The organism is Streptomyces glaucescens (assembly GCF_002154375.1).
GTDB classification, from domain to species: Bacteria; Actinomycetota; Actinomycetes; order Streptomycetales; family Streptomycetaceae; genus Streptomyces; species Streptomyces glaucescens.
Map to the genome: position 1 here is coordinate 13,614 of NZ_MUND01000039.1, position 14,264 is coordinate 27,877.

Sequence of the window (14,264 nt, forward strand, 5' to 3'; positions counted from 1 at the left end):
TGACACTGATGTCAGGATCAAGCGTGGGAGGGGACATGCGGATCGGCGAACTGGCCCGGCGCACCGGCGTCAGCGAGCGCTCGCTGCGCTACTACGAGACCCAGGGGCTGCTGCGCGCCGAGCGGACGCCCGGCGGACACCGGGACTATCCGGAGGCCGCCGTCGACCGGGTGATCCGCATCCAGGAGCTGTTCGCGGCCGGGCTGCGCAGCACGAAGATCGCGCAGCTGCTGCCCTGCATGCGCGACGACGACGGCGGCCCGTCCGCCGTCGCCACCCCCAGGCTGGTCGCGGACCTCACCGCCGAGCGGGACCGCATCGACCGCACGATCCGCGACCTGCTGCGCTCCCGCGACACCCTGGACGAGGTGATCGAGGCGGCACAGGGGCGGTGAGCCGGCCGGGTCCCCGAGGTGTGAACCGGGGAGTACCCCCGAACGCCATGCCCACCGAGTACGCCCGGAGCGCCCGTGCGACGGTGACGGTAAGCGAACGCCGCGCACGTCAGGAGCCCGCCATGGCCGAACTCCAGGACGATCTGCACACCCCGCCCGAGGCCGGCGAGCTGGGCGGCTTGCCACTGGAGGGACCGCTCCCGCCCGACGTCCACGCCATCGGCGACGGTGACGACCCCGACGCCGCCCTGCTGGACCGCGCCCGCGCCCTGCTCGCCGCGCACCCCGTGGCCGACGGCTACAGCGGCCTGCCCTGGGCGCTTCGCCACCTGCCCTGGTACGACCTGGAGACCGGGGAGAGCGCCGTCGACACCGACGTACCGCGGCTGCGGCAGGGCCAGGTCGGAGCGCTGTTCTGCTCCCTGCACCTGCCCGAGGGGCTGGCCGCCGACCGGGCGGTGGCCGCGACCCTGGAGCAGCTGGACCTGGTCCGCACCGTGATCGCCGGACACCCCGAGAGCCTGCGCCTGGCCCGCACCGCCGGGCAGGTCATCGACGCCCGCAACCGCGGCCGGGCCGCCGTGATCCTCGGCCCGGCCACCGCCGCCGCCCTCGACGACTCCCTCGGCCTGCTGCGGGTGCTGCACGCGCTCGGCCTGCGGGTGCTCACCCTCGCGGGGACCTCCTGGGCCAGCGAGGCCGGGCTGACCCGCTTCGGCGACGCAGTGGTGCGCGAGATGAACCGGCTCGGGGTGCTCGCCGACCTCTCCGGCGCCTCCGAGGCGACCATCCGCCGGATCTTCGCCGCCTCCCGGGCACCTGTGCTGGCCACCCGCTCCGCCGCCCGCAGCCTGCGCCCGCACCCCGCCAACCTGCCCGACGAGCTGCTGGCCGTGCTGGGCGCCGCCAAGGGCCTGTGCATGGTGCCGCTGACCGCCGAGCAGACCGGCCCGTCCGTCCAGGACGTCGCCGACCACCTCGACCACGTCCGCGCCCTGGCCGGGCCCGAGTCCGTCGGACTCTCCGGCACCTACGACGCCGGCTGCGCCCACCCCCGCGAGCTGGGAGACGCCTCCTGCTTCCCCTATCTGATCGCCGAACTGCTGCGCCGCGGCTGGACCGAGTCCGACCTGGCGCTGCTGACGTGGGGGAACGTCCAGCGGGTGCTGCGGGTCGCGGACTTCACGGCGCGGGCCGCACAGCAGCGCGGGGCGCCGTCGGCGGCGAAGATCGCGGACCTGGACGGCTGAGCCGCCGGGCGGCCGGCAGGCCCTACGGGTGCTCGATCCGGCACAGGCAGAACGGGTGGCCGGCCGGATCGGCGTAGACCCGGAAGTCCTTCGACTCGTAGTCCTCCGCGTCCAGGACCGTGGCGCCGAGCGCCAGCACCCGCTTCTCGGCCGCGTCGACCTCCTCCCAGGTGGATCCGGCGTCGAGGTCGATGTGGAACTGCTGGGCGTTCCGGTCGGCGCGCGGCCACTCCGGCGGGCGCAGGTCCGGCGCCGACTGGAAGGCCAGCCGGGGGCCGCCGGGCACTTGGAGGACCACCCAGTCGGGGTCGGCGTCCTCGGGCTCCCCGCCGACGATGTCGGCGTAGAAGCGGGCGAGGGCGCGCGGGTCGGGGCAGTCGAGGACCACGGAACGGAAGACGGCGGCGGGGGTCATGGGCACCTCCGGTTTCGGTGGGTCAGCAGGCACACAGGCAGAACGGGTGTCCCGCCGGGTCGGCGTAAACCCGCCAGCTGCGGGAGCGGTCCTCGGCGTCCAGCACGGTCGCGCCGAGCGCCAGCACGCCCTGCTCCGCCGCGTCCAGGTCCTCGACGTCGAGGTCCAGGTGGAACTGCTGGGAGGCGTCCGGGGCCGGCCACTTCGGCGGGACGAAGCCCGGGGCGGCCTGGAAGGCCAGGTCCTGGCCACCGGGCACTTTCAGGGAGACCCAGCTCCCGTCCTCCTCCGCCTTGGCGGTGCCGCCCAGCACCTCGGCGTAGAAACGTGCCAGCGCGCGCGGGTCGGGACAGTCCAGGACGACGACGCCCAGTTTGGCGAGAGCCATGACTTCCTCCTCGTCGAGGGGTGCGACCGGTTACCCGTAGAGCCGGGCAACCGGTAACCGTTACCTCATGCTCCCGCAGTACGGGTAACGTCGCAAGCATGAATGAGCGACTTCCCGCGCCCGGCGGTCTCGCCCTGGTCGAGGCCCTGGTCAACACGGTCGACCTGGAGTCCGGGCGGGACGATCTCGACACGCCGCAGGCGCGGGAGCGGTTCGGGATCGCGGAGGGCGACCTGGACGCCGTACGGGAACTGCGGGAGTCGCTGCGCGCCACCTGCCTGGCGCACGCCGGGCACCCCCCGCACCGTCCGGTCACCCCACTGGGCGACCTGCTGGCGCGGACCCCGCTGTACGTCGCCGTCGACCCGCGGGACGGCTCCGCGCGCCTCGCGCCCGCCGAGGACGGGCCGCTGCTCTCCCGGGTCGCCGCGGCCGTGGCGCAGGCGCTCACCGAGGGCACCTGGGAGCGGCTGAAGGCCTGCGAGCTGCCGGAGTGCCACTGGGCGTACTACGACCGCAGCCCGGCCGGACGCGGGCGCTGGTGCTCGATGTCGGTGTGCGGCGCGCGCGCGAAGATGCGCCGGTACCGGGCGAAGGGTGCGTGAGCGGCCCGGAGTTGGTGCAGAATGCGACAAGGCGCCGGTTCGGCCGACTGAGCCTCGGCCGAACCGGCGTCGCCGTTCGTCAGGGGGTCACGCGGTCGGGCGGCCCATCGCCCGGTACGTCCAGCCCGCCCGGCGCCACAGCTCCGGGTCGAGGGCGTTGCGGCCGTCCAGGACGACCCGGGCCGCCGCCACCTCGCCGAGCGCCTCCGGGTCCAGCTCGCGGAACTCCCGCCACTCCGTCAGGTGCAGGACGACGTCCGCGCCGCGCACCGCGTCCATGGCGGAGTCGGCGTAGCCGAGGGTCGGGAAGATCCGGCGGGCGTTGTCCATGCCCTTGGGGTCGTAGACGGTGACCTGGCCGCCCTGGAGGTGGATCTGCCCCGCCACGTTCAGCGCGGGCGAGTCGCGCACGTCGTCCGAGTCCGGCTTGAAGGTCGCGCCGAGCACCGCCACCCGCTTGCCGAGGAACGGCCCGCCGCCCAGCGCCTGCCTGGCCAGTTCCACCATCTGGCCGCGCTGGCGCATGTTGATCGAGTCGATCTCGCGGAGGAAGGTCAGCGCCTGGTCGGCGCCCAGCTCACCGGCGCGCGCCATGAACGCGCGGATGTCCTTCGGCAGGCAGCCGCCGCCGAAGCCGATGCCCGCGCGCAGGAACTTGCGGCCGATCCGGTCGTCGTGGCCGATCGCCTCCGCCAGCTTGGCGACGTCGCCGCCCGCGGCCTCGCAGACCTCGGCCATCGCGTTGATGAAGGAGATCTTGGTGGCGAGGAAGGAGTTCGCGGAGGTCTTCACCAGCTCCGCGGTCGGGAAGTCGGTGACGACGAACGGCGTGCCCTCGGCGAGCGGGGTGGCGTACACCTCCCGCAGCAGCTTCTCCGCGCGGTCGCCGCGCACGCCGATCACGATCCGGTCGGGGTGCAGGGTGTCCTGCACGGCGAAGCCCTCGCGCAGGAACTCCGGGTTCCAGGCCAGTTCGGCGTCGCCGCCGGCCGGGGCGTGCTCGGCGAGGTAGGCGGCGAGCCGGTCGGCGGAGCCGACGGGCACCGTGGACTTGCCGACGACCAGCGCGGGACCGTTCAGGTGCGGGGCGAGGGAGGCGAAGGCGGCGTCGACGTACGACATGTCGCAGGCGTACTCGCCGTGCCGCTGCGGGGTGTTCACGCAGACGAAGTGCACGTCGCCGAAGGCGCCGACCTCGGCCCAGTCCGTGGTGAAGCGCAGCCGCCCGGTGGAGCCCTCGATCCCGGCGACGTGCTTGCGCAGCAGCTCGTCGAGGCCCGGCTCGTACATCGGGGTCTCGGCGCGCCGCAGCATCTCGATCTTCTCGGGGACCACGTCGAGCCCCAGTACCTCGAACCCGAGCTCGGCCATGGCCGCGGCGTGGGTGGCGCCGAGATAGCCGGTGCCGATCACGGTGATCTTGAGGGCCATGGATGCTCCTGGGGTACGCCGGTGGTGCGGAGGCCGAGCATAGTCGGGCCGCCCGCCGGGCACCTTTCCCGCGTCCCCCTTGCCGGTCACCCGTCTGTCGCCAAGGTCACCTGGTCCTGAGCTGGCCAGGCCCCTAAAATTTGTGTTACTTAACGGTAATTAGCGTCCTTGGAGCGTGAGAGACCTTGGCCGGATCGGCTGATTTCGACCTGTACCGCCCGTCCGAGGAGCACGACATGCTCCGCGACGCCGTCCGCTCGCTGGCCGAGGCGAAGATCGCGCCGCACGCCGCCGCGGTGGACGAGGAGGCCCGCTTCCCGCAGGAGGCCCACGACGCGCTCGTCGCGGCCGACCTGCACGCCGTGCACGTCCCCGAGTCCTACGGCGGCGCGGGCGCCGACGCGCTGGCGACCGTGATCGTCATCGAGGAGGTGGCCCGCGTCTGCGCGTCCTCCTCGCTGATCCCCGCCGTGAACAAGCTGGGCTCGCTCCCCGTGATCCTCTCCGGCTCCGAGGAGCTGAAGAAGAAGTACATGACCCCGCTCGCCAAGGGCGACGGGATGTTCTCGTACTGCCTCTCCGAGCCCGACGCGGGCTCCGACGCGGCCGGCATGAAGACCCGCGCGGTCCGCGACGGCGACCACTGGGTCCTCAACGGCGTGAAGCGCTGGATCACCAACGCGGGCGTGTCGGAGTTCTACACGGTGATGGCCGTGACGGACCCGTCCAAGCGCTCCAAGGGCATCTCCGCCTTCGTCGTCGAGAAGTCCGACGAGGGCGTCTCCTTCGGCGCCCCCGAGAAGAAGCTCGGCATCAAGGGCTCCCCGACCCGCGAGGTCTACCTCGACAACGTCCGCATCCCCGCCGACCGCATGATCGGCGAGGAGGGCACCGGCTTCGCCACCGCGATGAAGACCCTGGACCACACCCGCATCACCATCGCGGCCCAGGCCCTCGGCATCGCCCAGGGCGCCCTGGACTACGCCAAGGGGTACGTCCAGGAGCGCAAGCAGTTCGGCAAGCCGATCGCCGACTTCCAGGGCATCCAGTTCATGCTCGCCGACATGGCCATGAAGATCTCGGCCGCCCGCGCCCTGACCTACCAGGCCGCGGCCGCCTCCGAGCGCGGCGACGCCGACCTGACCTATCTGGGCGCCGCCGCCAAGTGCTTCGCCTCGGACGTGGCCATGGAGGTCACCACCGACGCCGTCCAGCTGCTCGGCGGCTACGGCTACACCCGCGACTACCCGGTCGAGCGCATGATGCGCGACGCGAAGATCACCCAGATCTACGAGGGCACCAACCAGGTCCAGCGGATCGTGATGGCGCGGAACCTGCCGTAACCCCGCAACGTCCGGCCACGCGAAAGGGCCCCCGGCGGATCCGCCGGGGGCCATTTCGCGTCGTACGGCGCTCAGTTGCCGGAGACCGTCACCTTCTCGTCGGCCTTCAGCTGGTCCACCAGCGTCTTGACCTTGGTCATGTCCCACTGGAGGTTGCCGTTGCCGGCGTTGCCCGCGATCGGCATGTTCAGCGACTTGCCGTCGCCGCCGCTGACGCCCTTCATCGCCCAGAACATGGACGCCAGGTCCCACAGGCCCATGTCCTTGTCGACGATGAGCGAGTCCAGGCCCGCGCCCATGGTCGGGTACAGCTTGAACGGGTTGAGGACGGTCCCCGGGGTCGCCACCTGGCTGGCGAGCGCGTTGAGGAACTTCTGCTGGTTCTTGGTGCGGTCCAGGTCGGAACCGGCCAGCGCGTAGCGGGTGCGGACGAAGGCGAGGGCCTCCTCGCCGTTCAGGGTCTGCCGGCCCTTCTCGAAGTTCGCACCGGACTTGGTGTCCTTGATGTCCTGCGGGATGTCCATCTCGACGCCGCCGACCGCGTCCACGATGTTCGCGAACCCGGCGAAGCCGATCTCCACGTAGTGGTCGATGTGCAGGCCGGTGTTGTACTCGACCGTGCGCACCAGCAGCGTCGGCCCGTCGATGGCGTACGCGGCGTTCAGCTTGTTCGCGCCCATCGCGGCCCGGCGCTTGCCCGACTCCGAGCCCTGGAACTCGGGGATCGTGACGTTGGAGTCGCGGGGCAGCGAGATCAGCGTGGGGCCGTTGTCACCGGTGTGCAGGATCATCATCGAGTCCGTGCGCTTGCCCTCGGAGGACCCGGTGTGCAGCCGCTTCTTCTGCTCGGAGGTCATGCCCTCACGGCTGTCGGAGCCGACGATGAGGTAGTTGGTGCCCTCGCCCTTCTCCGGGCGGTCGATCACCGTCGACAGGTCGACGTCGCGGTTCAGCTTGGAGTCGGCCCAGAAGTAGGTGCCGACGGTCGTGACGACCATCACGGCCGCCAGTGTGATCGCGGTCACCTTGATCCGGCGGCGCCAGTTCGGCGCGGGACGCGGCCCGCGCGGCCCGGAACCACCGGGACCGGCCGGACCCCGGCCGCCGGGTGTGCCGTAGACCTGCCCGGTGTTGTAGCCGCTGTCGTACCCGCCGAAGTCGCCCTCGCCGCCGTCGACGTACGACGGCTGCCGCGGCACCCCGTGCGGCGGCGCCCCGGGGCCCGAGGCGGGCGGCACCGCTTGGCCGCCGCGCCGCACCTGGCGCATCACGCGGGCGCCTTCCGGCTGCGCGCCGGCGCTGCTGCGTCCGTAGCGCGGGCCGCGGTTGTCGTCGGACCTTCCCTGGGGCCAGTCATTCATGCAGCCCAGTGTGCCGGTCGCGGCCGTGTGCTTTACAAGGGTCCGTGGAAAACAGGGGCCGGGCTGTTGCGAACCCGACACAAATTTCCCGGATCCCGGTTCGGCATAAGGTAGAGGCCATGACAGACCAGGCCGGCGCCGCAAGGCCGGAGACTCCGGACGCGGCGGACATCCCGGGCAAGCCCACCTCAGCCTCCCGGACCACGCTCAGCCACATCATGACCCACAGCGACACCAACCTGCTGGGCACGGTGCACGGCGGAGTGATCATGAAGCTGGTCGACGACGCCGCGGGCGCCGTGGCCGGACGGCACAGCGGCGGGCCCGCCGTCACCGCCTCCATGGACGAGATGGCCTTCCTGGAGCCGGTCCGCGTCGGCGACCTCGTCCACGTCAAGGCCCAGGTCAACTGGACCGGCCGCACCTCCATGGAGGTCGGCGTCCGGGTCCTCGCCGAACGCTGGAACGAGTCCGCCCCGCCCACCCAGGTCGGCTCCGCCTACCTGGTCTTCGCCGCGGTCGACGCCGACGGCAAGCCCCGCCGGGTCCCGCCGGTCATCCCCGAGACGGACCGCGACCGGCGCCGCTACCAGGAGGCCCAGATCCGCCGCACCCACCGGCTGGCCCGCCGCCGCGCGATCATGGAGCTGCGCGAGAAGCGGGCCGCGGAGGGCTTCGAGGACTGAACCCGCCGGGCGGGCGTCACCTCACGAGCAGCCCGCCTCGTCGCCCCGGACCACCGTGGACGCCCCGGGCGCCCGGGGCGGCTCGCCCCGGACCTTGGTGACGCCCCTGTAGTCGGCGCCGACGATCACCTTCAGGGTCGCTCCCTGTCCCTTGACCGCCCGCAGCTCACTGCCGGGCAGCGCGGCGGCCAGGGACCGCGCCGAGCGGTCCCAGCGCGGATCGTGCGCCACGACCGTGCGGCGCACGTCCTGCCGGGCCGCGTTCACCGGCAGCCGGGTCGTGCGGAAGCCGGTCGCCGCCAGGGCCGCGTCGGCCCGCCGGCCGAGGCCAGGAGTGCGGGTGCCGTTCTCCACCTGGACGCGGATCTGCTGCGGGGCCACGTCCACCACCCGCACCGGGACGCGCGCCGGCCGCGCCGCCGCCAGCGGGCGGTCGTTGCGCAGGGCCTGGAAGACGCGGTCCGCCTTGACCGAATCCCACTTCAGGGTCGAGCCGACGCCCTTCACGGCGTACTCCATCCGTTCGATCGGCACGGTGGTGAACTCCGACGACGAAGGGGAGAAGTCGCGCATCGCCCGGCCCAGGGCCAACAGCTCGTTCGTGCCGAAGCCCTTGTCCGCCCGCACCGACCCGAGCACCGCCCGGGTCACGTCCCGGAACTTCATCGGGTTCAGCAGCACGCCGGAGGAGGTCGCGTGGTCGATCAGCGCGGCGAGGAACCGCTGCTGGCGCTGCATCCGGCCCAGGTCGGAGGCGCCGTCGAGATGGCGGGCCCGGACGTACTGCAAGGCCTCGCCGCCCTTCAGGGTATGGGTGCCGGCCGGCAGGTCCAGGCCGCTGTAGCGGTCCTTCAGCGGCCGGACCGTGCAGATCCTCACCCCGCCGAGGGCGTCCACGGTCTTCATGAAGCTGGCGAAGTCGACCTCCAGATAGTGGTCGATCTTCACCTTGGTCATGTGCTCCACCGTGCGCACGGTCAGCTGCGGCCCGCCCTCCGCGTACGCCGCGTTCAGCTTGATCGGACGGCCCGGGTGCCGTCTGCCGGTGGCCGCGTCGGTGTGCGGCGGCAGCTCGGCGTAGGAGTCGCGGGGCAGGCTCACCACGCTCGCCCGCTCCCGGTCCTCCGAGATGTGCACGATCATGAGCGTGTCGGTGCAGTGGCAGGGCGCCCCGCCCAGCCGGTACCGGCGCCGCTCCTGCGGGCTGATCCGGTCGCGGCCGTCCGTGCCGACCATCAGCACGTTCATGCCGTGCCCCGCGCGGGGCCGGTTCTTCATGTCGCGGAACGGGTCGACCCGGTCGATGTCCGCGTCCAGGCTGGTGACCAGCGCGTGCCCGATCCCCGCCGAGGCCAGCACCACCACCGACAGGCCGGTCACCGCCCGCATGGCCCAGTGCGGCCGTTTCCGCCGTACGGGCGGACGCGGCGCGAGGCGCTGCGGCTGCGGGCGACGCTGGGGCCGGCTCGGGGACCGAGGCGGTGCGGGCACGGGACACCTCCGGACGACGGCCGTACGCGGGAACCGTGAGCACCGTAGGCCCATACGATCTGTGGCCCGGTGCAGCGCCCCCGGCGGGGCGCACCGGTGTCCCCCGTTCGCGGTAACGTGAGGCCCCTATGAACGCGAAGCCCGACGTGCAGCTCCCCGCCGTGTCCGTGATCATGCCCGTCCTCAACGAGGAGCGGCATCTGCGCGGCGCCGTCCACGCGATCCTCGCCCAGGAGTACGCCGGCGAGATGGAGGTCGTGATCGCCCTCGGTCCGTCCACGGACCGCACGGACGAGATCGCCGCCGAGCTGGTCCGCGAGGACCCGCGGGTGCACACCGTGCCGAACCCGACCGGCCGCACGCCCGCCGCCCTCAACGCCGCGATCAAGGCCTCCCGCCACCCGGTCGTGGTCCGCGTCGACGGCCACGGCATGCTCTCGCCGAACTACATCGCCACCGCGGTACGGCTCCTGGAGGAGACCGGCGCGCAGAACGTCGGCGGCATCATGCACGCCGAGGGCGAGAACGACTGGGAGCACGCGGTCGCCGCCGCCATGACCTCAAAGATCGGCGTCGGCAACGCCGCCTTCCACACCGGCGGCCAGGCGGGCCCCGCGGAGACCGTCTACCTCGGCGTCTTCCGCCGCGAGGCGCTGGAGCAGCAGGGCGGCTACAACGAGGAGTTCATCCGCGCCCAGGACTGGGAGCTGAACTTCCGCATCCGCGAGGCGGGCGGGCTGATCTGGTTCTCGCCCGAGCTGAAGGTGTCGTACCGGCCCCGGCCCAGCGTGAAGGCCCTCGCCAAGCAGTACAAGGACTACGGCCGCTGGCGGCACGTCGTCGCCCGCTACCACTCCGGCTCCATCAACCTGCGCTACCTGGCCCCGCCGACCGCCGTCTGCGCGATAGCGGCGGGCCTCGTCGTGGGCGCCGCGCTCACCCCGTGGGGCTTCGTGATCCCCGGCGGCTACCTCGCGGCGATCGCCGCCGGGTCCGTGCCCGCGGGCAAGGGGCTGCCGCTCAAGGCGCGGCTGCAGATTCCCGTCGCCCTCGCCACCATGCACATGTCCTGGGGCTACGGCTTCCTGACCAGCCCCAAGTCACTGGCCAGGAAGGTCATCGCGTCGCGGCGGCCGGCCGTGCGGGACTCCGGCAGCCCGGACGTCACGGTCGGCTGAACGCCGCCACCGGGGTGACCCGGACTACTCCTCGCCCTTCTCCCAGGTGTAGTTCGGGTTCACCTCCATGCACGCCGAGTCGTCCGAGGCGTTGAGGGCGTTCGCCGACTCCGGCGTCCGGTCCTCCTTCTTCGGCACCTCGTACGCCGCCCCCTCCCGCCAGTCCGCGCCGACGAACAGGGTGACCCCGGAGACGTCCGTGGACTTCTTCACCTGGCTCAGCGGGATGCCCAGGGCCTTCGCCACCCGCTGCGCGTCGCCCTCCAGATCGGCGCTCGGGAAGCGGATCACCGTCTTCTCCTCCGCGACCGGGGCCGAGCGGTCCGCCACAGCCTGGGTGAAGCCCTCACCGGTCAGCAGCTGCGTCACCGACCAGGCCCGGCCGCCGGCCGCCGCCTGGGTGTCCGTCGCGGTGGCGTTGCGCACCTGGACGGCGATCTCGGCGTCGGGGGCCGCCGGGTCGTCGGACACCTTGTCCTTCTTCGGCTGCTTCTTCTTGTCCTTGCCGTCCAGGGCGATGTCCTCGCGCAGCATCCGGAACACCGTCTCGGCGTCCTCGGTGGGCTCCACCCGGTTGCCGACCAGCCGGTTGGGCATGGTCGTCATGGTGATGCGGTCGGTCGGCACCCTCTTCAGCTCGTTGGCCAGGTCGTACATCTTCCCGAGGGTGCCCAGCCCGTCGTCGACGACGATCGCCTCGGTGGCCGCCTCGGCGAGCTTGCGGAGCTTGTTGGGGTTGCTCAGGGTGGCGTTGGCGCGCAGCTCGCGGACCATCGAGTTCATGTACATGTGCTGCGCCTTGGCGCGGTACAGGTCGGTGTTGTCGCCGAAGCCGTACCGGGTGCGCAGCCACTGGAGGGCCGTCTCGCCCTTGATCTTGGTGGTGCCCTCCTCCAGCTTCAGCCCGGAGCCCTCGCCCGTGCGGGTGCGGGAGTGGATGTTGGCGTCCACGCAGACCGGGACGCCGCCGATGGCGTCCGCCATGGACACCACGCCCGCGAAGTCGATCATCATGAAGTGGTTGATGTGGATGCCGGTCAGCTCCTGCCAGGTCGCCACCGTGCAGCCGGGGCCGCCGTGGCCGAGGCTCTCGTTGGTGGCCGTCGGCAGGGTGCTCGCCGGGTAGACCTTCCCGTCGTCCGGGTCGGTGCACTTGGGGATGTGCACCAGGGTGTCGCGGGGCATGCTCACGACCGACATGTTGCTGCGGTCGGCCGACACGTGCAGCAGCATCTGGACGTCGGCGAGCGGAGTGCCGCCGAAGGTCTCCTTCGCGCCGCCGAGCTTCTGGTTCTCCTTGCTGTCGCGGGCGTCGGAGCCGATCAGCAGGATGTTCAGCGGTGTCTGCCCGGCCGCGTTGGGGGTGGGCGCGGCGATGTTCTTGTCGCCGAGGTTGAGGTCGTCCTTCTGGATGTTGCCGTTCAGGTGCCGGTAGTACAGGTAGCCCGCTCCCGCGGTGCCGACTATGACCACGGCCAGCACCGTCGCCGACCAGCGCAGCGCCCGGCGCCCGCGGGACCGTCCGGCACCACGGCGGCCCCCGCGCCGCCGGCCGCCGCCGTCACCGCCCGCGCCGTGCCTGCCCCGGCCCTCCGCCGGTTCCGCGCTCCGCTGTTCCGCGGGTTGCGCCTCCCCGGTCTGCGGATCCGCGGACCGCGCGCTGAGGGACATCGTGTCCTCCACCGCGGGCACGTCTCCGCGCACACTGCTTCGCGCCACTTGCCTGCCCTCCCCACCCTGCACCTGACACGGGTCCGCCCCGCGTCAAGTCAGACGCACGACGGACCCGTGGGGTTACCCCTTGTTTTTCGCCCGGTCACGGGCTAGTGCCCGGCCGGCGCTCGCTCAGCCCTCCCGGTCAGCCGGCGCACTGAACCTTGTCGGCCGTGGACTTCTCCACGTCCGGAGCCTTCGCCGGAGGGGTGAGGGACACCCCCGCCCCCTCGAAGTCCTTGCCCAGGGTCAGCGTCATCGTGGGCAGGCCCTGGGAGTTGATGACGCTCTCGCCCGGCTTCAGCGCCGCCCCGGACAGGCCCATGATGGCGGCCAGCCGGCGGGCCTGGTCGGCCTGCTCGGGCGCGTACTCCAGCGTCGTCCTGCTCAGGGCGGCGTCCGCGTTGCCCGCGTTCTCGGACTTGGTGACGCCCTCGTCGTTCTGCAGCCACTCGAGGGTCTCCGAGGCGCTGCCCGAGGGGGCCCCGCCGTTGAGGATCCGCACCCGCACCTCGGAGGGGGCGGACTTGGTGCCCTTCAGCCGGGCGGCGACCGCGGCCTTCTCCTGCGCCTTCTTCTCCTTCACGGCGGTGAAGGAGACGTCGTTCGCGATCGCGTCGAACACGTCGGGGGCCCGCGACTCGTCGACGACGACCGTCGCCTTGACCGTCTCGGCGGGATTGTCGCGCACCGGGACCGTGGTGAAGCTGATGTTCTTCGGCGGCACCTTCTTCAGCTCCAGCGCCACGTCCTTGAGGGTGCTGACCTTGCCGATGCCGGTGTCGACGGTGAGCGCCTTGGTGGCCGCCTCCGCGAGCTTCATCAGCTTGGTGGGGCTGGTGAGGGTGTCGCTGGAGGACATCTTGCGCATCAGGGACGCCAGGAACTGCTGCTGCACCTTGATGCGGTCCAGGTCGCCCTGGTTGCCGAAGCTGTGCCGGGTGCGCACGAAGGCCAGCGCGTCCTCGCCCATGAGCGTGTGCGGGCCCGCGTCGAGCTTGAGATGCGAGTCGGGGTCGTCGACGTCCTTGGCGAGACACACGTCCACGCCGCCGACCGCCGTCGTCAGCGTCTTCACGGCGTTGAAGTCGGCCATCATGAAGTGGTTGACGTCGATCCCGGTCATCTCCTCGACCGTGCGCATCGTGCAGCCCGCGTTGCGGCCCTCCTGCCCGAGGCTGGTGTTGAAGCGGACGCCCTGGCTGCCGGGGATGACCGTCTCGTTGCCGTCGGCGTCCTTCGTCGGGCAGTCGGGGATGTCCACGATCAGGTCGCGCGGGATGCTCAGCACGGTCGCGTTGGAGCGGTCCTTGGCGACGTGCAGCAGCAGCGTGGTGTCGGCGTGGCCGGCGCTGCCCTTGTCGCCGTAGCCCTCGTTGCCCTTGCCGGTGCGCTTGTCGGTGCCCAGGAGCAGGATGTTGAAGGCTTCGTCCTTGCTGAAGCCGCTGTCGGCGGCGTTGCCGACGTCCTCGGTGGTGACGTTGCCCTCGAGGTGCTTGAGGTAGAACCAGCCGGCCGCGCCGACGGCCACCAGGACGAAGGCCATCGTGCCGCCGGTCCACATCACGGCCTTCTTCCCCCGGGACTTCTTGGCCTTCACGGGCCGCCGCCCGCGCCGGCCCGCCGGCGCCTCCTCGGGCGCGCCGCGGCGTCTGCGGGGCGAGGGGGCGTCACCGGACGCCGAACGGCCCGGCCGCGCCTCCCGGCCTTCCCGGCTGCCCCGGGCTTCCCCCCGGCCGCCCCGCGCCTCTTCCCGAGCGCCCCGTGCCTCTTTCCGGCCTTCGGGGGCCGGGGCGGCGGTGCGGCTCGGCCGGCCGGGGGCCGCGCCCCTGCCTCGGGACGCGGCTCGGCGCGGGCCCGGGACCGCCGACTGCGGTGCGGAAGGGGTCAGTCGCAGTTCGTATTCGCCGGTGCTCGGATTGAGTACCCACTGGTCTGCGGGATCGATGTTCTCCGCCCGCCCACGGCCTTGCGCGTCCACGGTTGCCTGAATCCTCCGTCGGGGCCA

Annotated in this window: 13 protein-coding genes; 6 read left to right on the forward strand and 7 right to left on the reverse strand. The window is 72.1% G+C overall.

Translation table 11 applies throughout. The features are described from left to right. Nucleotides 1–35: 35 nt before the first annotated feature. Nucleotides 36–395 (forward strand): MerR family transcriptional regulator, encoded by a 360-nt coding sequence (locus CCN42_RS03115; RefSeq protein WP_086732951.1) that lies wholly within the window; start codon nt 36–38, stop codon nt 393–395. Nucleotides 396–517: 122 nt separating this feature from the next. Further along, nucleotides 518–1,645: a dipeptidase gene (locus tag CCN42_RS03120; RefSeq protein ID WP_086732952.1), complete on the forward strand. Its 1,128-nt coding sequence runs from the start codon at nt 518–520 to the stop codon at nt 1,643–1,645. A 22-nt stretch (nt 1,646–1,667) separates the two neighbouring features. Here the strand turns inward: CCN42_RS03120 and CCN42_RS03125 are convergent, their stop codons facing one another. Continuing rightward, complete coding sequence (locus CCN42_RS03125) at nt 1,668–2,060, reverse strand: VOC family protein (RefSeq protein WP_086169809.1); 393 nt, start codon at nt 2,058–2,060, stop codon at nt 1,668–1,670. Between the two features lie 22 nt (nt 2,061–2,082). Continuing rightward, nucleotides 2,083–2,448, reverse strand: coding sequence for a VOC family protein (locus CCN42_RS03130; protein ID WP_086732953.1), 366 nt, complete (start codon nt 2,446–2,448; stop codon nt 2,083–2,085). Between the two features lie 98 nt (nt 2,449–2,546). On the opposite strand from CCN42_RS03130, the gene CCN42_RS03135 reads away from it, so the two are divergent. Continuing rightward, nucleotides 2,547–3,053 carry a CGNR zinc finger domain-containing protein gene (locus CCN42_RS03135; protein ID WP_086169807.1) on the forward strand — a complete coding sequence of 169 codons (507 nt, stop codon included), beginning with the start codon at nt 2,547–2,549 and terminating at the stop codon, nt 3,051–3,053. Nucleotides 3,054–3,140: 87 nt separating this feature from the next. On the opposite strand, the gene CCN42_RS03140 is transcribed toward CCN42_RS03135, so the two are convergent. Then, entirely contained in the window at nt 3,141–4,484 is a 1,344-nt protein-coding gene (locus CCN42_RS03140; protein WP_086732954.1) for a UDP-glucose dehydrogenase family protein, read from the reverse strand. A gap of 185 nt (nt 4,485–4,669) precedes the next feature. Between CCN42_RS03140 and CCN42_RS03145 the strand changes: the two genes are divergently transcribed. Further along, complete coding sequence (locus CCN42_RS03145; protein WP_086732955.1) at nt 4,670–5,827, forward strand: acyl-CoA dehydrogenase; 1,158 nt, start codon at nt 4,670–4,672, stop codon at nt 5,825–5,827. Between the two features lie 71 nt (nt 5,828–5,898). On the opposite strand, the gene CCN42_RS03150 is transcribed toward CCN42_RS03145, so the two are convergent. Beyond that, complete coding sequence (locus tag CCN42_RS03150; protein WP_169731394.1) at nt 5,899–7,188, reverse strand: LCP family protein; 1,290 nt, start codon at nt 7,186–7,188, stop codon at nt 5,899–5,901. 119 nt (nt 7,189–7,307) lie between these two features. Here CCN42_RS03150 and CCN42_RS03155 point away from each other — a divergent pair, with 119 nt between their 5' ends. After that, nucleotides 7,308–7,874 (forward strand): acyl-CoA thioesterase, encoded by a 567-nt coding sequence (locus CCN42_RS03155; protein WP_169731395.1) that lies wholly within the window; start codon nt 7,308–7,310, stop codon nt 7,872–7,874. A gap of 21 nt (nt 7,875–7,895) precedes the next feature. Here CCN42_RS03155 and CCN42_RS03160 read toward each other — a convergent pair whose 3' ends face one another. Beyond that, complete coding sequence (locus tag CCN42_RS03160; RefSeq protein WP_479688080.1) at nt 7,896–9,365, reverse strand: LCP family protein; 1,470 nt, start codon at nt 9,363–9,365, stop codon at nt 7,896–7,898. A gap of 128 nt (nt 9,366–9,493) precedes the next feature. Here CCN42_RS03160 and CCN42_RS03165 point away from each other — a divergent pair, with 128 nt between their 5' ends. Further along, complete coding sequence (locus CCN42_RS03165; RefSeq protein ID WP_086732957.1) at nt 9,494–10,543, forward strand: glycosyltransferase family 2 protein; 1,050 nt, start codon at nt 9,494–9,496, stop codon at nt 10,541–10,543. Between the two features lie 24 nt (nt 10,544–10,567). Here CCN42_RS03165 and CCN42_RS03170 read toward each other — a convergent pair whose 3' ends face one another. Next, nucleotides 10,568–12,214, reverse strand: coding sequence for an LCP family protein (locus CCN42_RS03170; RefSeq protein WP_086732962.1), 1,647 nt, complete (start codon nt 12,212–12,214; stop codon nt 10,568–10,570). Nucleotides 12,215–12,401: 187 nt separating this feature from the next. Further along, nucleotides 12,402–14,237, reverse strand: a complete 1,836-nt coding sequence (locus CCN42_RS03175) for an LCP family protein (protein ID WP_086732958.1) — start codon at nt 14,235–14,237, stop codon at nt 12,402–12,404. Between the last annotated feature and the right edge of the window lie 27 nt (nt 14,238–14,264).

Coding starts and splice junctions, on each gene's coding strand:
- CCN42_RS03165 (WP_086732957.1), top strand. CDS start 9,494: ATGAACGCGAAGCCCGACGTGCAGCTCCCCGCCGTGTCCGTGATCATG.
- CCN42_RS03130 (WP_086732953.1), bottom strand. CDS start 2,448: ATGGCTCTCGCCAAACTGGGCGTCGTCGTCCTGGACTGTCCCGACCCG.
- CCN42_RS03120 (WP_086732952.1), top strand. CDS start 518: ATGGCCGAACTCCAGGACGATCTGCACACCCCGCCCGAGGCCGGCGAG.
- CCN42_RS03170 (WP_086732962.1), bottom strand. CDS start 12,214: ATGTCCCTCAGCGCGCGGTCCGCGGATCCGCAGACCGGGGAGGCGCAA.
- CCN42_RS03150 (WP_169731394.1), bottom strand. CDS start 7,188: ATGAATGACTGGCCCCAGGGAAGGTCCGACGACAACCGCGGCCCGCGC.
- CCN42_RS03155 (WP_169731395.1), top strand. CDS start 7,308: ATGACAGACCAGGCCGGCGCCGCAAGGCCGGAGACTCCGGACGCGGCG.
- CCN42_RS03135 (WP_086169807.1), top strand. CDS start 2,547: ATGAATGAGCGACTTCCCGCGCCCGGCGGTCTCGCCCTGGTCGAGGCC.
- CCN42_RS03115 (WP_086732951.1), top strand. CDS start 36: ATGCGGATCGGCGAACTGGCCCGGCGCACCGGCGTCAGCGAGCGCTCG.
- CCN42_RS03140 (WP_086732954.1), bottom strand. CDS start 4,484: ATGGCCCTCAAGATCACCGTGATCGGCACCGGCTATCTCGGCGCCACC.
- CCN42_RS03125 (WP_086169809.1), bottom strand. CDS start 2,060: ATGACCCCCGCCGCCGTCTTCCGTTCCGTGGTCCTCGACTGCCCCGAC.